The organism is Streptosporangium oxazolinicum (genome assembly GCF_039537505.1).
In the GTDB taxonomy this organism is placed as follows: domain Bacteria; phylum Actinomycetota; class Actinomycetes; order Streptosporangiales; family Streptosporangiaceae; genus Streptosporangium; species Streptosporangium oxazolinicum.
The window spans coordinates 253,472-273,566 of the sequence record NZ_BAABAQ010000014.1; the positions used below are offsets into that span (position 1 = coordinate 253,472).

A 20,095-nucleotide genomic window follows, 5' to 3' on the forward strand; every position below is an offset into this window, starting at 1 on the left:
AGGGAACCCCCAGTTCGTCGGCGGCGGCGATCACCCGGGCGGTGAGGTCGTTGGCCTCCAGATACCGCCGATCCGCGACCAGGGCACGGGCGACCCGCAAGGGTCGCTCCTGGTCGTACGGGTCGAGTTTCATGGCCGACTCGAGCCGGTTCATCGCCTCCTCCATGTCGCCCGCCTCGTGGGCGGCCGTCAGCAGGACGTCGATCAGGCCGAGTGCCCGGCGGCGGACGACCTCGCGGCGCTGGGCGATGAGGTCGTCGTAGAGGTCGTCGGGCAGCAGCGGCCCGGCGAAGGCGGCGACGGCGATGCGGGCACGGGAGACACGCTCGTTGTCCTGCGTGGCGGCGGCGGCCCGAGCCAGGTCCTCGAACGAGTGCAGGTCGACCTTGCACGGGGACAGGCACAGCATCTGTCCCCTGCGGATGACGAGCGAGCCGTAGGTGGCGCGGGCACGGGCCAGGACGTTCTTGAGGCGGCGCTGTCCGAGCCCTGGCTTCTCGCCCGGCCACAGCGTCTCGACCACGGTCTCGACCCGGACGGGCCCGCCCGCGAGCACGAGGTGCTTCACCAGTTGGCTGGCCCGGCCGGCTCCGTGGAGCACACCGTGGCCCTGGCGGACCTCGAACCCGCCCAGCACCCGCACCTCGTAGCCGCCGCCATTGGCAGAGGTGCCGTTGCTGGAGGTGCTGTTGGTGGAGGCGCCGCCGGCGAAGGAGCCGTTGCGGAAAGCGCGGTTGGTGGAAGAGCCGTTGGAAGCACCGTTGGTGGAGGCGCCATTGGCGGAGACGCCGGTGCCGAAGGTGCCGTTGGGGGAGGAGCCGTTGCCGACGCCGTTACTGGAGGCACCGTTGATGGAGATGCCGGTCACGACCGCAGGGGGCAGCCGGATGGCCGACCGCAGGATGCCGACCACGCGACGCTCACGGCGGTCGAGCAGGTCGGGGTGGCCGAGGCTGGCCGCCCGATCGAGGGCGACCAGCAGGCACTGGTTGGCGGCGTCGATGTCACCGGCGGCGTGGCGGACGTAGCCCGTCAGCAGTTCGGCCTTCCACCGCAGGCGGGGGGCGATCTCGCCGTCCTCGAGCATGCGCTGCAGGACGTCGGCCGCCTCGGGCTCGCCCCGGCGAGCGCCGATGAACGCCTCGGTCAGCGCCAGGGTCACCGGGTTCTCGATGCGGTGCTCGCGGGCGGCGGCGAGCAGCCGGGCCGCGGGCGCGTCGGCCCCGACCACGGCGCAGGCGTCGGCGGCCTCGCACAGGAACAGCAGACCGCCGCCGTCGTGGATCATCATCTGGCCGAGATGGGCCTCGGCTCTGGCCAGCTGTTCGAGCACTCCGGACGCGTCGTGGTTGTTGGCCGCCACGATCAGGCGGGTCCAGGCGGCGTGGCCGGTCACCCAGTCGATGCGCAGCAGCTGGGCGAGCGGCATGGCGTCGTCGAGGATGGCGAGCGCCCGTTCGGACTCGCCGCCGAGCGCCAGCAGCCGGGCCTCCATGACCAGGCACAGCATGCGGTCGAACTGCGTGTCGCTGGTGGTGCCGAGCCGGCGCAGCAGCAGGGCGCCCTCGCCGGTCTTGCCCAGGGCGGACAGGACCTGGGTGGCGAGGCCCCGCTGGACCGCGGCGACGCGGGCGGGCTCGCCCAGCTCCCCCCACGTGATGGCGGCCTGGCGCATGGCGTTCTCGGCCCGGCGCAGGCTCGGCCCGTCGGGGTGGTCGGACAGGGCCACACCCAGGGCTTCGAGCAGGCTGGCCTGGGCGCGGGTGCCCTCGGCGGTCGTGTCGAGGAGCCGCTCGACCTGGGTGAGTACGTCCGGGTCGTGCAGCAGCGCCCGCTGGATCAACCACTCGCCCTCGACCTCGACGGCGAGATCGTCGTCGGTGTTCTGCTCGCGTACGACGCGCAGGGCCCGGCCGATGACCTCGCCCTCCTCGGCGAGCTGGCCGACGTTGCGGTGGGTGCGGGCCAGGTGCAGCAACACCTGGGGCGCGGCCTGGGCCGCGGGCCCGAGGCGGGCCATCAGGTGGATGAACTCGACAGGGTCGAGCTGGTTGATGCGCGAGGTGGGCAGCTCGGCGATGAGGGTGGCCGCCTGCTCGGGGTCGCCGCAGTCGACCAGCAGGCTTGCCGCGGCCAGTTCGGCGCCCTGGGATATCAGCAGCGGGGCGGCCCTCCGGGCGATGGCCGGGTCGAGCGGTGCGAGCGAGGCCAGCGTCTCCTTCAGCTCGATGCAGAGCCGCGACCAGCCGTCGGCGCCGACGGCGAACGGGACGCCTGCTCTTATGAGGCGACGTAGCAGCCCCGGCTCGCCCAGCCCCTCGACGAGGCTGTCGTTGACCAGTGGGAACGCGGCCACCTGGGTCAGCAGGTAGCGGTCGGCCGGTTCGAGGTCGGCGGCGTAGTGGTCCATCAGCTGACGGATGAGGCCGGGGTACCGGAGCAGTACCGTGGCGGCCTCCATGCGGTCGGACGCTCGGGCGATCCTGCGGAGCATCACGAGCAGCAGCGCCACCCAGCCGCCCGACAGGTCGTGCAGGGTGGCGGCGAGCCGCTCGCCGTCCTCGTCGCCGATCTCAAGGCGGGCGAGGGCGGTGGCCTCCTCCTGCGTGAGGCGCAGGTCCTGGGTGTTGAAGCGCTCGGCGGTGCCACGGAACTCCATGGCCGCGAGTGGCGCGGGCAGCAGACGGCTGCTTATCAGAATGCGCAGGGGTGGCGTACCGTCCTGTGCGAGGTCGGCCAGCCAGGCCGCGGCGTCGTCGGTGAGGACTTCGGCGTTGTCGACGATCAGGAGGCCCGGCCCCGTCGACGCTGTCAGCAACTCGCCGACCCGTCCGGCGGAGCCGGGGGCCGGGGTCCGCGGCCAGCCGGTCCGCTGTTTGGCCGCGTCGAGAATGGCGGATGTCAGCTCGTCGACCGTGACCGGATGGTCGCGCGGCAGGCGCACTTCGAGGCCACCCCCGGCGCCCGCGCGGACCTGCCCGACCAGGACGCTTTTGCCAAACCCTCCGCCCGCCTCGATGAGGACTGAGTGCCTCGCATTGATTATCTCTTCTACAAGCCGCTGACGCGGAACGAAAGGTAATCGAGCCATAGAGGCTGTCTCCTCTCATGTCAGCTGAAATGGAGACTTAGTCCGACGAAGATTAACACGAACTGAGGTCGGTATCGTAGCGTGGCCCGGATGCCGTCCGCTGACGAGAAGTGACGTGGCGGCGCCGGGCGTCGCTCACCTGTTCGTAGACCGCCTGGCGAACGACGGCGTGGCGAAACTCATAAATCGCCGGCCGGTCGGGGTGCTGGGAACCCGCGGCGGTCACCTCGGTGAGGATCCCGACCTCCAGCAGCGCCTCGAGCGCGTCCAGGGCCGCCAGCACGTCCAGGCCGGCGGCGCCCGCCACCGCGTCGAAGGTGACGGACGGGCCGGTGACGGCCGCGACCTGGAGCAGGCGGGCGGCGTCCCGGCCGATGGCGGCCTGCTTGGCGGCCACCATCCGGGCGACGGCCGGTGGTACCGCGTTGAGCCCGGCCTGGTACCGCAGCATCTCGAGGAGCATGAACGGGTTTCCGCCACTGCGGGAGTACGCCCGGCGGGCCGGGTCGGCGTCCGTGGCGTCGGTGACGGCGCCGGTCCCCAGCTTGTGCACGAGCGTCCGGGTGGAGTCGAGGTCGAGGCCGCCGAGCGCCACCTCGGTCCCGTCGCCGGCGTGCTCGACCGGGAGCATCGCCTCGTCCAGACCGGCCCGCACCCGCCGCCGGGCGGATGTCGGCAGGTCGTTCCTGGCGGCGACGACGACGCACAGCCGGGCGTCGGTGGTGGTGCGCAGCAGGTGCCGGAGCAGCGCCACCGTCTGCGGGTCGGCCCAGTGGGCGTCGTCGATCAGGATGGCGCAGGGCTGCTCGCTCGCCGCCGCCAGCAGCAGCTGGGTCAGCGCCGCGAACAGGACCGGCTGCTCGGGCAGTTCGCCGGGCAGGCACGGCCCCCCGAGCGAGGGGAGCAGCTGGCGCAGCGGGCCCCTGGCCGCGGGGCCGACGGCGTCGAGCGGGTCGTCGGGCGAGGCGGCGACGTAGTTGTCCAGCGCCTCCACGATGGGCTGGTACGGGGCCATCGCGCCCTCGTCGCACCGGCCGACCAGCAGCAGCCCGCCCTCGGCGGCCATCATCGCCCCGGCCTCACGCAGCAGACGCGTCTTGCCGATGCCCGACTCACCCGTGACCAGCACGAACTGCCGGCGGCCGCGTGCGGCCCTGGCCCAGGCGTCGGCCACCGTCGCCATCTCGCGGTGGCGTCCCACGAACGGGACCGGACGGTGCCCGGCGGCGGAACCGCCACTGGGCGCGGCCGACACCGACGACGGGCCGAGCAGCGCCAGGTAGGCGGCCTCGGTCTCGGGCGACGGGTCGACGCCCAGTTCCTCGGCGAGATATCGGCGCAGCCGCTGGTACGCCCGCAGAGCCTCGCCTCGGTTCCCCATGGCCTCGCGCACCGCCATGAGGCAGCGGTGGGCGCTCTCGCGCTCGGGGGCCCGAGCCGTCGCTTCCTCGGCGAGAAGGGCGGCCCGCGCGTGGTCCCCCGACCACATCGCCGCCCGGCTGGCGATCTCAAGAGCCGTGACCAGATACTCGGTCAGGTGCTCGCGCCGCTCGGCGACCCAGCCGCCCTCGTGCTCGGACAGGAACGGGAAGCGCAGCCGATCCGCCGCCCGGGTGGCCAGCCGGTCGGCGACGGCCACGTTGCCCGCGTTGAGCGCCTCGTGGGCCGCGGCCACCGACCGGGTCGCGTCCTCCACGTCGACCAGCACGCCCTCGCCCAGCGCGAGCACGTAACGACCACCTCGTTTGACCAGCGAGTTCACCGGCTCGGCCTGCAGCGCGCCCACGAACGCCCGCAGCCGGCTGACCAGCGTGCGCAGGGCGGACGCCCATGTGGGTGGGAGGCTCCCCGGCCAGATGACGTCGGCCAGCTCGTCCCGCGTCACCCCTTCGGGACCGGCGAGGACGAGGCGTGCGAACGCCACCCGGGCCTGTGCGCTCTGAAGGTGCTGCACGTTTCCGGCGTGGCGTACGGCGATGGGCCCTAATAATTCGATCTCGGAATCCATGAAAGTTACCCCCCAGTTTGGAAATGCCTGTGGGGGCAGGATCCGGCGCGGTGGTACCAGCGGGGTACCGGGGCCGAACGCAAATCCATGGGGACCGTGGTGGTACCACCGCGCCATCGACTTGCACGCCTTTTGCGCGCTTATGGCGGCGATCGCCGCTATGACGTGATCACGACTGATTCGGTGGCCAAGGCCGAGGACGTGGACGCGTCCGGCGCGGCCCGTCGTCGCGCAGGTCACCGGCGTATTCGTACCCGGCCGTCCGAGGCGGCCTCGCCGCCGGGTCCGTCGCGAGCCCGGCGGGCACCGCCGACGTCGTGAGCCCGCACGCGGGGACGCTCGCGGGCATCCTCGCCCACCAGGGCATCCTCGGCTCACCAGGGCGAACGCGTCCGCCGGACCAGCCGCCCGCCTGGGTCGTGCCCGCCATCCGAGGTCGCGGGTTTGCGAAACGCTTGCACCGGCACTCATACGTTGCCAGTCGACAAACCGATCACGCTGACGAGGAGCGCGCCATGCAGCTTCCCACACTCGAGGTGTTCGTCGACCGGTTGGTGGCCGTGAGCCGGATCGAGGGCTTCGATCCCGACACGCCGCTGACCACGTCCGGAGTCGACTCGCTCGACCTCATGGAATGGGTCTACGACATGCAGGAGCGGTACCCGGACCTGGGGCTGGACGAGTCGATCGTCGAGCAGGTCAACGACACCGTCACCTTCCGGACCATCCACCAGCAGGTGCTGGCCGCCCACGGCGTCACCCCGGTCGCCTCCGCGGCCGGCGGCGACGCCTGACGACGGAGCCACGGTGTCTGGCATCGGCATCATCGGGTGGGGCAAGTACCTGCCCGAGGGCAGGCTCACCAACGCGGAGCTCGCCGCGCGCTTCAACGTGGACGACGACTGGATCGTGCAGCGCACCGGCATCCGGGAACGCCGGATCGTCGAACCGGGTGAGACCACCGCCTCGCTGGCCGTCGAGGCCGGTCGGCGGGCGCTCAAGCACGCAGGCGTGCGGCCCGACGAGATCTCACACCTCATCCTCGCCTCGGGTACGCCCGAGCAACTGTCACCGGCCACGTCCGCGTTCGTGCAGCGCGAACTGGGCACGGCGGGCGGCGCCCACGACGTGAACGCCGAGTGCGCCAGCTTCGCCTACGGTTTCGTGGTCGCGGCGGGGCTCATGGCGATCGACCCCCGTCCGATCCTCCTGATCGGGACCGACACGCACTCGCTCGTCGTCAACCCCGAGGACCGGGACCTGGGAGTGCTCATCGGCGACGGGGCCGGGGCGGTCGTCCTGGCCCCCCACTCCCGCAGCTGGCTGCAGCAGTGGGACATGGGGTGCGACGGCTCGAAGGTCGAGAGCCTCAAGATCCCGGCCGGTGGCAGCCGGCTGCCGGCGAGCGAGGCGACGCTCCGCGAGAACCTGCACTACGCGCAGATCAAGGGCAACGAGATCTACCTGCACGCCGTCCGCTTCACCGTGGGCTCGTTGAAGCGGACGCTCAAGGCGGCGAACCTCGGGCCCGAGGACATCGACCACCTGTTGCCGCACCAGGCGAACATGCGCATCATCGACTCGATCCTCGAGCACAGCCACGTGCCCAAGGACCGCCTGATCAGCAACATCGAGTACTACGGGAACACCGGGGCGGGATCGATGCCGATCGCGCTCGCCGAGGCGCTCGACGCCGGGCGCATCCAGCGGGGCGATCGCATCATGTTCGCGGCGTTCGGTGCCGGCATGGTATGGGTCAGCGCGCTGATCGAGTGGGGCGCGGGCGAGCCGACGGAGTGGAGATCATGACCGACACCACCGCGGGAGCCCGCCCCATCTCGGCGCAGCGCCCGGAGAAGCCGGTCGCCCTCGTGACCGGCGCGTCCGGGGGCTTCGGCGCCGCCGTGGCGATCGAGCTCGACAGGCTCGGGTGCCGCGTCGCACTCCACTACAACAGCGCCGAGGACGGCGCCCGAGAGGTCAGCGAGCGCCTCACGAACGACTCGATCACCGTCCAGGCCAACGTGGGCAGCTGGGACTCGGTCAGCGCCCTCCACCGCCGGGTCGTCGAGGAGCTGGGCGAGGTCGACATCCTCGTCAGCAACGCGGCCATCCGCAAGGACGCGCTGATGATGAGCCAGTCGCCCGAGGTGTGGGGCGAGGTCATCCAGACGAACCTGATGGGTACCTTCCACGTGTGCCGTGCCGTGGTGCCGTCCATGGTCAAGCGGCGGTGGGGGCGGATCATCAACGTGGTGTCGCCGTCGGCCCTGGTCGCCACGTCCGGCCAGACGGCCTACGCCGCCTCCAAGTCCGGGGTGATCGCGCTCACGCGCACCCTGGCCACCGAGTGTGGCCGGCGCGGGGTGACGGTGAACGCCATCTCGCCCGGGTTCATGGAGACGCGGATGACGGCGAACGCCACCGAGAAGTTCCGCCAGAACCTCGCCGCCAACCTGCCGGTACCCCGGCTGACCACCCCCGAGGAGGTCGCGCCCGCCATCCGCGTCTTCCTGGACAACGACTACGTGACCGGGCAGGTGCTCAGCGTCGACGGTGGGATCTCCCTCACCTGAGGCGCACCCGTCCGTGCGGGAGGTGGCTTCGCCGGTGCGGCTCGGCCGCGGACGCAAGCCGGTTCCGACCGTACTTGTCGATCAGGCACCTTGATCGACATCGGTGAGAAGCGACCGTGCCGCCCCCCGCCACAGGCCCCGTGGCGGGCGGGAGGGGCGCGGTCGATTCCCACCGGTACCACCCTCGGCTGAAAGGCGATGCGGTCGTCGCCGACCGCCATCCGCGGCCGCTTAAGAACGGCGAAGCCGTGGCTTTAGAGCCGCCACTTTGGAGCCGTCGCTTTAGAGCGGCGAAGCGGTCGCTTTAGAGCCGTCGCTTTATAGCGAGAAACGGTCGCTTGAAAATGGCGAAACGGTCGCTTTGGAGCCGCCGCTTCAGAGCCGCCGCTTCAGAGCCGTCGTTTTAGAGCCGTCGCTTTAGGGCGGTCGCTTTAGGGCGGTCGCTTTGGAGCGGTAAAGCCAGGGAGGACAGCGACATGACGGTCACCGGCATCGCGCACGGTGCGGCTCGGCTGCTGCGCTGGGCGGGGGTCGACCCGGCAGGTGAACGTGCCGCCCGCGCCAGGGTCGCCGACGCGCTGCGCGCCGGGGCTCCGACGCCCCGTCCGGTTCCGGGGCCGATGCGCGGGGCGGTGGTCACGACGGCGGCCCGCGCCCTCGACGACCTCGCGGCCGCCCCGGTACGGCAGGTCCCGGTCGACGGGCCCCGGCCCGTCGCCCTGCTGCTGCCCGGCCAAGGGTCCCAGTACCACGGGATGGCGACCGGGCTGTACCGCGACGAACCCGTGTTCCGGGCCGCCGTCGACGACGTCCTGGAGACGTGGGGGGCCGAGGGCGAGGCGATCCGCGCCGACTGGCTCGGCACCGGCACCGGTCCGGGTATTCCGATCGACGACGTACGCCGTGCCCAGCCGCTGCTGTTCGCCGTCGACCACGGGCTGGGCCGGCTGCTCCTGAGCTGGGGCGTCACACCGGTCGAGGCGTTGGGGCACAGCGCGGGCGAGGTCGTGGCGGCGACCCTGGCCGGGGTGTTCACCGTCGCGGAGGCCGTCACACTGATGCGCGGCCGGGTGCGTGCCGCCGCACCGATCCCACCCGGCGGGATGCTCGCCGTGGCCGCGTCCGCCGACACGCTCGTCCCGTACCTGTCCGGGCAGGTCGGAGTGGCGGCCGTGAACGCCGCGCGGCGGACGACGCTGGCCGGGCCGAGCGCCGAGCTGGCCGTCGTGGCGGCCCGCCTCGCCTTCGACGGGGTGACGGTACGGCCGATCCCGGCCACCACCCCGTTCCACAGCCCGGCGATGGAACCGGCCGTCGCGGCGGCCGAGCTGGCGTTCGACGCATCGCCCCGGCCGGCCCGGTTCCCCGTCAGGTCCGGCTACACCGGGCGGTTGCTCACGGCGGACGACGCGGGCTCCGCGCGATTCTGGGCCCGTCAGATAGCCGATACCGTCCGCTTCGGGCCCGCACTGACCGCACTGCTCGACGGCGGGGACCGGCTGCTCGTCGAGTGCGGACCGGGCCGCGTCCTGTCCGCTTTCGCCTTCCAGCAACGCGCGGTGCGGACAGGGAGGAGCGCGGTGCTGTCCATGCTGCCCGGCGACCAGTCCGACCACTCCGACCGTTCCGCGGCTCTCGGGGTCGCCGCGGCCCTGTGGCGCGAAGGCCACGATCTCGTGCTCGACGACCAACCGGCGACAGTGTCCTGAGCGGGTTCGGCACGCACACCGGTCGTATCGGAGCACGACCCATCGGCTTCGGTTCCAGCGGGTGTCGCTTGGGGTTGGTGCGTGGGTTGTTCGGTTCCAGCGGGCGTTGCTTGAGGCTGGTGCCTGGGCTGCTCGGCTCCACCGAGCGTCGCCTGAGGCTGGTGCCTGAGCTGTTCAATTTCATCAGGCGTCGTTTGAGGCTGATGCTTGGTCTTCCCCGCAGCGGTCTCGCCTCCGTGTCCTCCGCCCTTTCCCGCAGCGGTCTCGCCTCTGGGTTCTCCCCTTCTGGTCGCCTCTCCGAGGTGACCGGCGGTGCGGTTCCATGCCCAGGCGGTACGTGCCTCGTCGATGCCGTACTGGCGTAGGCGAGCCCGAGGCGCCCGAGGCGCGGCGGTACCACCCACTCGGCGTCGGCGAGGTCGCCCCCGGCATTGGCGAGCGCCCGCTCGATCACCACCCGGCGGCCCGCGACGGCCAGCGCGACGGACCGCGCGATGCCGAACGAGCTGCCGTGCTCGCCGACGCCGGGCTCGCGCGGGAACCCCTGCTTGGCCGCGCCAAGACAACCGGCATCCGGCATCCGGCATCCGGTGTCGGAACGGCACCGCCCCGAACGGCTCGACGCTGCTACGGAACACCCATGCCCGCGCGGGGCCAGACCCACCTCGTCGGGCCCGGACCCGATGCGCGCCACGAGCTCCGCGGTGCACCCGTCTCGGGCGAGCGCAACCCCAACGACGGCCGTATGCCATGCCCGCGCACCCAGACGTCCGCGATCCGCGCCCGTGACTCCCCGTCCGCCGGACACACCGCGCGACGGACGCAGAGACGCGCTCAGGCCGCGCTCAGACCGTTCTGAAGGCTACTCCCCGCCTCCGGCCGAGACCCCGATCGGGTCCCTCGACGGGGTAGCGTGATCATGGGCTCCACGGCCACATCGCCATGCCCGGCGTGTAGCTGCTACGCGGCGCGGGCTTGCGCTCCCCTTGCGCTTCCGGGCGTACTAACGAGGCATGCACACCGAGCTTACCCGCCGGAAGATGTTGTCCGGCCTGGTTGTTGGAGCGGGCGCGACGGTCCTGGGGTGGAACTCCACTACCCAAGCATGGGCCACCACCCCCGGTTCCACGGCAGGCGTCCAGCCAGTTCCCGCCCTCGACGGCACGCTCGTCCTCCCCGCCGACCCGTCGGCGTTCACCGAGGACTTCGGCCACCTGTTCACGCGGCGGCCCCAGGCCGTCCTGACTCCCGGTTCGGTGAACGACGTCCAGAAGGTCGTTCGCTACGCCCGCCACAACCGGATCCCCGTGGCCGTCAACGGCCAGAGCGGGACCGGCACCGAGGACCGCGAGTCGCACTCGCACTACGGGCAGGCCCTGGTCGACGGCGGCATCGCCATCGACCCCAAGCCGTTCGGCTCGATCCACAGCGTCTCGCACGGCATCGCCGACGTCGACGCCGGTGTCACCTGGTCGACGCTGGCGCTGCGGGCGCTCGAGTCCGGCCAGACGCTGCCCGTCTACAACGACTTCGCCCACCTGTCGATCGGCGGCACGCTGAGCGTCGGCGGCCTCGGCGGCACCAGCCAGCGTTACGGCTCGCAGGCCGACAACGTGAAGTGGCTCCAGGTGGTCACGGGCACCGGCGAGCTGGTCACCTGCTCCCGCGACAGGAACCGTGAGCTGTTCGAGGCCGTCCTCGTCGGCGGCGGGCAGTTCGCCATCATCGTGCGGGTCGGCATCAAGCTGATCCCGGCGAAGACGACCGCCCGCTCGCTCGAGTTCACCTACACCGACCGGGCGGCCTTCCTGCGGGACTCGCTGGCCATCATGCGGGCCGGCGTGGTCAACGACCAGAACGGCTACGCCGAGCCCAAGCCCGGTGGCGGCTGGACCTACCGCCTCGCGCTCGGCATCTTCTACTCGGCGCCCGCCCAGCCCAACGTCGCCGCCGTACAGGCCGTGCTCTCGCCCCAGGCGACCGCCGGCCCGACGGCCGACATGCCGTTCCGTGACTGGCTGCTGCGTTTCGACCCGAACTGGGCGGCCCTCAAGGCCGCCGGGTTCTGGGGCAGCAAGAAGCCGTGGCTCATGATGTTCGTCGGTGTCCACAACACCCCGGCCTACCTCGACACCGTGCTCGGCGAGCTGACGGCCACCCAGATGGGCCCCGGCCCGGTCCGGATCTCGCCGATGGACTCACGGTCGCTCACCCGGCCCAGTTTCATGCTGCCCCAGCGCTACACGAACGAGTTCTTCGAGGTCAGCCTCATCCGGATCCCGGCCCCGAACCACCCGGACGTCCCCGGTCTGCTGTCGCAGAACCGCCGCTTCTACGACCGGGCCGTCGCGCTCGGAGCGAAGCGGTATCTCGTCGGCTCGGTGCCCTCGATGACCCGTACCGACTGGCGGGCCCACTACGGGTCGCGCTGGAGCCACCTCGTCGACCTGAAGCGCCGATACGACCCGGCTTCGATCCTCACGCCGGGCCAGGGGATCTTCGGCTGACCCGCCGACGGCCCACCCTTTCCCTCCAGTAAGGAGACCCTACAATGCCGGCACAACGCCCGGAAGAAATCCCCGGCCTCATCGCCGCGGCCTTCAACGCCAACGACCCGCAGGCCATGCTTGACCTGTTCGAGCCGGACGGCATCCTCGTCACGCCGCCGGACGGTACGCACGAGGTGGGGCTTGAGGCCGTCGCCAAGTCCCTGAGGTCGATGTTCACCGTCATCACGGCGGCCGACATCACGTTGACCAGCGCGATGCGGTCCGGCGACATCGCCATGACGCACGCCGACTGGCACCTCACGGGAAAGGACGAGGCCGGCGAGCCGATCGACCTCAGGGGCAAGGGCACCGTGGTGTCCCGCCAGCAGCCGGACGGCACGTGGCGGATCGTCTTCGACGATCCGGTCGGGGCCTGAAGGGCGGGCCGACATGGGGAATCCGTTCAGCGTCCGCATCCAGGTGCGGGGCTACGAACTCGATCGGCAGGGTCACCTCAACCAGGCCGTGTACATGCAGTACGCGGAGCACGCCCGCTGGCAGTTCCTGCAAGCCGCCGGCTTCACCCCGGACGTCCTGGGCGAGGCCGGCATCGGCCCGGTGCTGCTCAAGGCCACCGTCCGGTTCCAGCGCGAGCTGCGGGCCGGCGACGAGGTCGACGTGGGCTGCACCATCAGCGGGGGGCAGGGCAAGCTCGTCGAGCTCATGCAGCGCTTCCACACACCCGATGGAATTCCGGTCGCCCGGATCGACAGCGTGATCGGGCTGCTCGATCTGACCACGCGCCGCCTGCTCCCGGACCCGCGTGCCACGTTGCACGAGCTGGCCACGCGGCCCGACGTGCTCTCCGTCTCGACACCTGAGCGAGCGGGGTGAGGCCTGGCGGCGATGTCGGAGGATGAGCGTGGAGCACGGCTCTCGGTGAACGACCCGCGACGCGGGCGTCCCGCGACCGTGCTCGACGCCGTCGACCACCCGCGCCCGGGTAGGACGTCGCCACGGAGGCCCGACCCGGGTGACGCTCCTGTACGGCGTGCTCTTCCTGAGCTCTCGATGTCGAGCCCGGCGACCAGGCTTTCCGGAAAGCGAGAACCTGTCGGCTCCGCGGAGCAAGGAAAACTCCCAATGGGTGCACGACGCGCCGCGGGCGTGGTCGCCGGTGTGCTCCCGGCCGGTGCCGTGGCCGCCGAGAACGATCACTCATCCGGTACGGTGTCTGCTCTGACCTGCGAGAATCTCTCGATCAATAATCACCCGGAACATGATCATTCCGTAACCTCTCTGGGGCCGGCGGTCGCTCCGATCACTCCTTCTTGGAATCCGTGGCCGTGGAATCACTGTGAGGGGAAGCGCTTCGAAGCTCCTCGATCAGCGGCCAGAACGGGCTGTTCTCGTCAACCTCGATACGCTGATCCTTGTCGATGATCTTCGCGTTCGGCGCGTCGTCTTCCCTGGCAGGCGTGGGGACCGATCGCCTCGCCTTCTCCGGATCGTCACGGTTGGCCATATGGACCCCGACTGTGAGCACCAGAGCGACGCTCAGAACGAAGATCAGCCAGTAGCGCCACGCCCGTCCAGATCTCATCTGCCTTCTCCACCGTGTCACGGGCCGGGCCGGTCACCACGTGGTGTCCTCCCAGTGCGGGGTATGCGATTCGATGTCCTCCGGCACGCGAATCCGCCCGTTCACGAGAATGAGTGACGCGATCTCAGCGCTCTCGTGGAAGCGCAGGTAGCCGACGAAGGATTCGACACCGCCGGCATGTGCGCCGACCGAGCACCGGCCGAGCCAGTCCAGCAGTGTCCGGAGCCGGTAGAAGTCGTCGGGATGGAGTTCTTGGCGTACCGTCAGCGCCCAGCCGTCCGATCGCTCTCGCGCGACCAACTCGGCGACGAGCGCGCCCCCCACCCATCGGGCAGCGCCGCGCTGCGCGAACACGGGCTCCGCCTCCGCGTCTTCCCACTCGCAATCGGGGTCGTCGGGATCACCGAGTGGATAGGTTTCCACGTATCTGTCAGTGCCGATCGGCAGTCGCTCAGGCCGTGGCCCCTGCCCCACATGCCACCGCAACTCGGCGAGCTCGTCGTCGGTCACACCAGCACGAATGTCCACCGACAGCACGAGTTCGTAGATGTCCCCCACCGGCACACCGTACCGTCGTGACGTCCTGAGAGATCATTCTGTGAGGATTTCACACAGGACGTAACCGTCGCGGTCGGCCTATGCTCTCTGATCTTCGGCAGGGTTCAGAGATCCAAAAACCCTCTCCCGTGACCCGCCCCCTTGGCCCAAACCTCCACGGTACGAGGGGAGGGCCAGACTGGCACATGCCCCGCTTCTACGTGCTCGCCATGAGTACTCACGACGAGCGAATGACTCCAGCGTCACTGGAAGCACAGCGTCCAGCACGATGATCTGCTTCGGAGGGCGACGACTCACTCCACAGATGCCTGAGTCGCCGGCCGCGATCTGCGAAAACGCAGTCAAGATCATCACGTACGTACTCCATGACCGCTGACATGCGCCTACCTACAGTGGCATCCAATTGCATACGGCCAGCGGAGGGGGAGCGTGCGAAACCCAGGTGAACAGGCGTTTTCACTGGTCAGAAGAGTGCCCCCGGCATGATTCGAACATGCGACACCCGCTTTAGGAGAGCGGTGCTCTATCCCCTGAGCTACGGAGGCAGGGGCTCCTAGTAAGAGTAGCGAAAGTGGCGAGTGGTTGCGCGCTTGGAGGGGGAGTTGGGGGCAGACGGTGGGTTATCGGTTCGCTGGCCTGGAGTAAAAGGGCGGCAAGTGGGTGGGTGTGCGGTGGTGGGCGAGGTTAGTGTCACGGTCCGTGATCGACAGGCGACGGAAGCGCATTCGCGGGCATCGCGCCCTGCGGCCGGTGGTGCTGTGTGGTGCGATGCTGGCGCCCGCGCTTCTGGCCGGAGGGTTACTGGTGGCCGAGCTCACAGGCTACGAGGCCGCCGTTCAGATGGCCGACGCCGGTGCGGAGCCCGAGGGGCTTGGGGAAGCCGGAGGGGCCGGAGGGGCCGGGAGGGCCGACAGGGGCGGGGAAGCCGAAAAGGTCAGAGATGCCGAGGGGGCAGAGGCAAGCGGGGGGTTCGGGGAGGCCGGGGGAGCCGCAGAAAGCGGAGTAGCTGAGAGGCTGCACGAAGACGAGGCTTTCTGGGTGGGAGGCGGGGAGCGGCGGGGATTCCAGGAAAGTGGGGAAGCCTGGAGCGGCGCGGTGTCTCGGCCGGGGGGCGGGGGGCTTGCGGGGTCTCCGGACGAGGAGTCGCCCACAGACCCGGCAGACTCCGGGGGCCAAGGCCAGGGCCAGGGCCAGGGCCAAGGTCAGTGGGAGGGGCAGGGGCAGTGGGAGGGTCAGGGACAAGGTCAGGGGCAGGAGGAAGGTCAGGGGGAGCAGGGGGACTCCAGGGATCTGGAGGGTCGGGGAGAAGCGGTGGCCGTGGTGCCGGTCGTGGTCGGCCCTGTGCGGAGCCGGATGTTCGGGCCGAGGCTGGTGCCTCCGCCGTTGCGGCCGGATCGGGTGTACGAGGGGTGGGTGCCCGTGGCGGCGAGGTCGGGAGTACGCCGTGCGGGGGAGAGTCCGGGTGGGGTCGGTCGGTCGAGTGGCCCACGTGAGATCGGTGGCACGGATGATGCGGGTGAGCCAGATGCGGTCGTTCCCATAGAGACCCGTCCGCAAGGCTCCAGAGGGTCACGGAAGGTGGCATTGCCGCCCTCTGTGGCACCTGAGCCTCAGGGGAAGCGGACGCCGCCACTTGCGCGACCTGAGCCCCGGGACGGGTGTCCGGCGGAGTGGAGGGGGACGTGGCTCTGGGAGGTCTGCAAGAAGCGCGGGCGGCAAGAAGTCTGACTTGTCCGGTAACAAAAAGGGGTGTTCGGCGCATAGCGGCTGTGGAGAGTCTGGCCCGTGCACTTGGTCAGCTGTAGTAGCGTGCGTGCCTGACCCAGGTCACGAGTTCGCAAACGGAGGGGTCGAACGTGCCACCTCGTCGATCAGCGGGTCTGATCGCCGTCGTCGCGACGATGACTTCCTTCCTGCCGGGAGCCGCTGCCGCGCAGCGGGCGCCGGCGGAGGTTCAGGCCGTCGTCGCCGCGGAGCCGGTGAATCTCACAGAATTGCGTCGCGAGGCGGAGAAGGCCGCGAAGGATCTTGAGGACGCGACCAAGGCCCTGGAGCAGCGGCGGACCCAGATCCGCACCTCGGAGAAGGAGCTCTCCGTCAAGCTGCGGGAGCTGCAGGTGGCCGAGAGGGCCTTCGCCCAGGTTCGGCAGCCACTGTCGGATCTCGTCGGGTTCCTCTACCAGCAGCCCATCGGGGGAGACGTGGCCGGTTTCCTGTCCGGTGACTCCGGCGCCGACACCCTGCGCGCCATGGCCGGTGTCACCCAGCTCGTCGCCGAGCGGGACCTGATCCTTGAAGACAGCAGTCGCCTTCAGGTGGAGCGGGAGCGTCTCGCAGGTGAGGCGCAGGAGCTCCGGGCGGGCAATCTCCTCGCGGAGGCGCAGATGGGTGCCGAGATCGAGACGCTCAGGACGCGCTCGCAGAAGATCGTGCAGTCCCTGACCAAGGCGCTGGTGAAACTGGGCGTCAAGATCAACAAGGATGGGCGACCGGCGGCCGGGTGCGACCCGACCAGGGCGACCTCCATGGACGAGTTTCCCAACGGGCTCATCCCGCAGGCGTACCTCTGCCCGCTCCAGCAGCGGGGCAACCAGCTGCGGGGTGACGCCGCGCTCGCGTTCATCAGCCTGAACGAGTCGTACAAGCGGCAGTTCGGCAGGCCGATGTGCGTGACCGACAGCTATCGGAGCCTGGCCGAGCAGCAGTCGGTCTACTACACCAGGCCCGGTCTGGCCGCGGTTCCCGGCCGGAGCAACCACGGGCTGGGGCTCGCCGTCGACCTGTGCGGGGGCGTCGAGCGCTTCCGGTCGGCCGAGTTCAACTGGCTGGAGACCAACGGCAAGAAGTTTGGCTGGATCCACCCTAAATGGGCTTATGTCAGCCCCTTCGAGCCCTGGCACTGGGAGTATGACCCCAAGATCGGCTCCCTGCTGTAGGTCCTGTCGCGGGTAAGAAGGGTCATCGTGCGCGGGGTCGATCACCCTGGTCACCCCCCGAGACGGGCAATCCCACCGGTGGGTCATTGTGCGCGGGGCCGATCACCCTGGTCATCCCCGAGCTGAGCAACCCCATCGGCGGGTCACTGCGTGCGGGGCAGATCACCCTGGTCACCGCCGGGCCGGGTAACCCCATCGGCGGGTCACCGCGCGCGGGGCCGATCACCCTGGTCACCCCCGAGCTGAGCAACCCCATCGGCGGGTCATCGCGTGCGGGGGCCGATTGTGACGGAGAGCCGCCCACCCGCCTGGGCGGAGGCCAGCTCGGTCGCCTGGGCCGACGTGGTGGCCAGCACGACGAGCGCGCCCCGCTCCGACTCCCCGCCCGGTGTGGCGAGGACCGCGACGTCCTCGGCCACGACGGTCGCCGGAGCGGTGCCGTCCCAGGTCGAGGTGGCGGCGAGCACGTCCACCACGTCGCCCGGCGAGAGCAGGCGGGCGGTCTCGGGATCGGCGACCCGTACGGGGATGGCGACCGTTCCCTGACCGTGGGCGGCCAGGAGGCCGGGGCCGAGCAGGCGGACGTCGGTCAGCGGCTCCCCGCGCCGCGCGGGACCCGTCAGGATCTTTCCCGCGAACGGCGTGCCGGGCCGCAGGACGCCGTCGGGGACCGTACCGGGTCTCAACGGAGCCGGTATCAGATCGGCCGCCTCCAGCGCGCCTCCGGGAAGATCCCTGGCGGCGATCAGGACGGTCACCGAGGCGGTGTCCGGGCGCAGCGCCAGTACGGCGCATCCCATCGCCAGGGCGGCGACGACGGTGGCGATGAGACGGTGACGGCGACCGAGAAAGCGGCGCAGAGCGCGCATGGCTGACTCCAGGGGTGGGAGCCGGGCGGCGCGGTGCCCGTGACGGGTGGGAGGACGCCCCGCCGGGTAGCGGGACGGGGAGACGGGGATGGGGTGCCCCGCCGGGCGGCGGGGCGGTGCTGGTGCCGGTAATGGGGGAAGACCCCACTCAGGACTCAGGGGATCCTTGCCGAGTCCGAGTCCTGGTCCGAGCTCAAAGTTCGAACCGAGCCCGAATTCGGATCCGGATGGCGTGGATGGGAAGCGGGCGGGGCGGCTTTTCCTGCCGGGTGTGCGCATGGCGGTGACGCCCGGCCCAGGGCCTGTTTTGTGGATCTTCGCCGTGGCGAGGATCATCCAGGTGGATGCCCCGCACGGCGGAGGAGGAGCCCATAACGGAGTCCATAACGGAGTTATGGGCGACGACGACAACACCGCGGGGCGCCGCCTGGGCGACTGCGGTAGGCGAAAAGAACCACAAAACAGGCTCTAGCGCGACACGATCAACCGGGGAGGTCGAAGGGGAGCTTGAGGCCGTCCAGGGCGTTCGGGCAGGGGCAGGTGCGTTCTTCGGGGAGCGCGGCGACGACGTCGCCGACGAGGGAGCGCATGCGGTTGACGTTGGTGGCGAAGAAGGAGAGGACCTCCTCGTGGGTGACCCCCTCGCCCGCCTCGACCCCGGCGTCGTGGTCGGTGACGAGGGAGATCGTGGTGTAGCAGAGGGCGAGCTCGCGGGCGAGGATGGCCTCGGGGAAGCCGGTCATGCCGACGATCGACCAGCCGTTGCCGCTGAACCAGCGGGACTCGGCACGGGTCGAGAAGCGCGGGCCCTCGATGACCACGAGGGTGCCGCCGTCGACCACCTCCCAATCGGAGGAACCCGCGGTGGAGACGGCCGCCGTACGGCCCGAGGGGCAGTAGGGATCGGCGAAGGCGACGTGGACGACGCCGCCCGCGTCGTAGTAGGTCTGCACGCGACCGGAGGTGCGGTCGACGAGCTGGTCGGGGACGACCAAGGCGCCGGGACCGATCTCGGCGCGTAAGGAGCCGACCGCGCTGGGGGCCAGGACCTGGCGGACACCGAGGGAACGCAGTGCCCACAGGTTCGCCCGGTAGGGGATGCGGTGTGGTGGGAAGCGGTGGTCGCGACCGTGGCGGGGAACGAAGGCGACCGAGCGCCCCCCGATCCGGCCGACGGTGACGACGTCGCTTGGCGGGCCGTACGGCGTGGTGATCTCGACCTCTGTGGCGTCGTCGAGCAGGGAGTAGAAGCCCGAGCCGCCGATGACCCCGATGTCCGCGCGATTGACCATGAAGCTGAGATTAGCGCCACGGACCGGTCTCTGAGGAGCCCCGGTAACAGCCTGTGGATAACCGCGTTCGCCGGGTAATCGTCCGGTCGTCCTTGTGGGAGCGGCGGGACGTCGAGCGGAGGTCGCGCGGGCCGTCCGGTGGTGCCGGCGACAGGCGCGGGAGGGCTCGTCCGTCCCGTGCCGTCCGGTGAAAGGACGGGGTGAAAGGCCACGGCTCGGGGCGGCCGGTCAGGTGGCCGCCCATGAACGGCCGGCTGAAGAGCTGGGTTCGGGGGCGAGAGGGGGAAGGGGGCGGGAGGGCGAAGAATGCGAAGGGGCGGAGGACGGGGGCAGCGGCAGGGGTAGGGATACGGCTCAGGAAGCCGCGGTGGCCGGGCTGCTCGCGGCCTTCGCCGCCTTGGAATCCGACGAGCTCGACGAAGACGACGACGAATCGGATGAAGATGAAGATGAACCAGACGAGGACGACGACGAACCGGAGGAGTCCGAGGAGCTTGACGAGCTTGACGAGCCGTTCGTGGAACTCACGGTGCTCGACGACGAGGACCGGCTGTCGGTCCGGTAGAAGCCCGAGCCCTTGAAGACGATGCCGACCGCGGAGAACACCTTGCGCAGGTCGCCCGCGCAGCTCGGGCACTCGGTGAGAGCATCGTCGGAGAACTTCTGGACGATTTCGAACTGGTTGTTACAGGCAGTGCAGGCGTACTGGTAGGTGGGCACGCTCTCCTCCTCGTGTGATCCGCGCGCCGATTGGCACTCTAGTGGCGCGACTGCTAATGGTATGCAGCTGACAAGCTTAAACGCGAGCCGGAGTCCCCGCATTCCGTGGCCGAATTCCCATCGAACGTGGCCGAACCTCCGATCTGACGTGGCCAAACCTCCAAGCCAACGCGGTCAAACCTCCAAGCCAACGCGGTCAAACCTCCAAGCCAACGCGGTCAAACCTCCAAGCCGACGTGGCCAA

14 protein-coding genes, 1 tRNA gene and 1 pseudogene are annotated in these 20,095 nt (G+C 70.3%); 8 read left to right on the forward strand and 8 right to left on the reverse strand.

All coding sequences use genetic code 11. The features are described 5' to 3' along the window. Window positions 1-58 precede the first annotated feature (58 nt). Both ABD817_RS32235 and ABD817_RS32240 read right to left on the reverse strand, forming a co-directional pair. Window positions 59-2,659, reverse strand: a pseudogene (locus tag ABD817_RS32235) (AfsR/SARP family transcriptional regulator); the annotation flags it as partial. Between the two features lie 484 nt (window positions 2,660-3,143). Beyond that, entirely contained in the window at window positions 3,144-5,099 is a 1,956-nt protein-coding gene (locus ABD817_RS32240; RefSeq protein ID WP_344922052.1) for an ATP-binding protein, read from the reverse strand. Window positions 5,100-5,614: 515 nt separating this feature from the next. Between ABD817_RS32240 and ABD817_RS32245 the strand changes: the two genes are divergently transcribed. The 7 genes from ABD817_RS32245 (at window position 5,615) to ABD817_RS32275 (ending at window position 12,767) form a co-directional block, all read left to right on the forward strand. Next, window positions 5,615-5,893 (forward strand): phosphopantetheine-binding protein, encoded by a 279-nt coding sequence (locus tag ABD817_RS32245; RefSeq protein ID WP_344922053.1) that lies wholly within the window; start codon window positions 5,615-5,617, stop codon window positions 5,891-5,893. 13 nt (window positions 5,894-5,906) lie between these two features. Then, window positions 5,907-6,908, forward strand: a complete 1,002-nt coding sequence (locus ABD817_RS32250) for a 3-oxoacyl-ACP synthase III family protein (RefSeq protein ID WP_344922054.1) — start codon at window positions 5,907-5,909, stop codon at window positions 6,906-6,908. Then, window positions 6,905-7,675 (forward strand): 3-oxoacyl-ACP reductase family protein, encoded by a 771-nt coding sequence (locus ABD817_RS32255; RefSeq protein ID WP_344922055.1) that lies wholly within the window; start codon window positions 6,905-6,907, stop codon window positions 7,673-7,675. The genes ABD817_RS32250 and ABD817_RS32255 overlap by 4 nt, the downstream gene beginning before the upstream one ends. A gap of 476 nt (window positions 7,676-8,151) precedes the next feature. Further along, complete coding sequence (locus tag ABD817_RS32260) at window positions 8,152-9,384, forward strand: acyltransferase domain-containing protein (protein WP_344922056.1); 1,233 nt, start codon at window positions 8,152-8,154, stop codon at window positions 9,382-9,384. Window positions 9,385-10,397: 1,013 nt separating this feature from the next. Beyond that, window positions 10,398-11,891: an FAD-binding protein gene (locus tag ABD817_RS32265; RefSeq protein ID WP_344922057.1), complete on the forward strand. Its 1,494-nt coding sequence runs from the start codon at window positions 10,398-10,400 to the stop codon at window positions 11,889-11,891. 44 nt (window positions 11,892-11,935) lie between these two features. Continuing rightward, complete coding sequence (locus ABD817_RS32270; protein WP_344922058.1) at window positions 11,936-12,310, forward strand: YybH family protein; 375 nt, start codon at window positions 11,936-11,938, stop codon at window positions 12,308-12,310. Window positions 12,311-12,323: 13 nt separating this feature from the next. Next, window positions 12,324-12,767 carry an acyl-CoA thioesterase gene (locus ABD817_RS32275; RefSeq protein ID WP_344922059.1) on the forward strand — a complete coding sequence of 148 codons (444 nt, stop codon included), beginning with the start codon at window positions 12,324-12,326 and terminating at the stop codon, window positions 12,765-12,767. A 427-nt stretch (window positions 12,768-13,194) separates the two neighbouring features. Here the strand turns inward: ABD817_RS32275 and ABD817_RS32280 are convergent, their stop codons facing one another. From ABD817_RS32280 to ABD817_RS32290, 3 genes are all read right to left on the reverse strand, one after another. Continuing rightward, complete coding sequence (locus ABD817_RS32280; RefSeq protein ID WP_344922060.1) at window positions 13,195-13,476, reverse strand: hypothetical protein; 282 nt, start codon at window positions 13,474-13,476, stop codon at window positions 13,195-13,197. A gap of 33 nt (window positions 13,477-13,509) precedes the next feature. Beyond that, complete coding sequence (locus tag ABD817_RS32285) at window positions 13,510-14,034, reverse strand: hypothetical protein (RefSeq protein ID WP_344922061.1); 525 nt, start codon at window positions 14,032-14,034, stop codon at window positions 13,510-13,512. A 472-nt stretch (window positions 14,035-14,506) separates the two neighbouring features. Continuing rightward, a tRNA-Arg gene (locus ABD817_RS32290) sits at window positions 14,507-14,579 on the reverse strand. A 1,356-nt stretch (window positions 14,580-15,935) separates the two neighbouring features. On the opposite strand from ABD817_RS32290, the gene ABD817_RS32295 reads away from it, so the two are divergent. Continuing rightward, a complete protein-coding gene (locus ABD817_RS32295; protein ID WP_344922062.1) occupies window positions 15,936-16,970 on the forward strand; it encodes a D-alanyl-D-alanine carboxypeptidase family protein in 1,035 nt (344 codons plus the stop codon). A gap of 263 nt (window positions 16,971-17,233) precedes the next feature. Here ABD817_RS32295 and ABD817_RS32300 read toward each other — a convergent pair whose 3' ends face one another. From ABD817_RS32300 to ABD817_RS32310, 3 genes are all read right to left on the reverse strand, one after another. Continuing rightward, window positions 17,234-17,839, reverse strand: coding sequence for an RcpC/CpaB family pilus assembly protein (locus ABD817_RS32300; protein WP_344922063.1), 606 nt, complete (start codon window positions 17,837-17,839; stop codon window positions 17,234-17,236). Between the two features lie 482 nt (window positions 17,840-18,321). Beyond that, window positions 18,322-19,131, reverse strand: coding sequence for an S-methyl-5'-thioadenosine phosphorylase (locus tag ABD817_RS32305; protein ID WP_344922064.1), 810 nt, complete (start codon window positions 19,129-19,131; stop codon window positions 18,322-18,324). Window positions 19,132-19,485: 354 nt separating this feature from the next. Next, complete coding sequence (locus ABD817_RS32310; protein ID WP_344922065.1) at window positions 19,486-19,851, reverse strand: FmdB family zinc ribbon protein; 366 nt, start codon at window positions 19,849-19,851, stop codon at window positions 19,486-19,488. Window positions 19,852-20,095 lie beyond the last annotated feature (244 nt).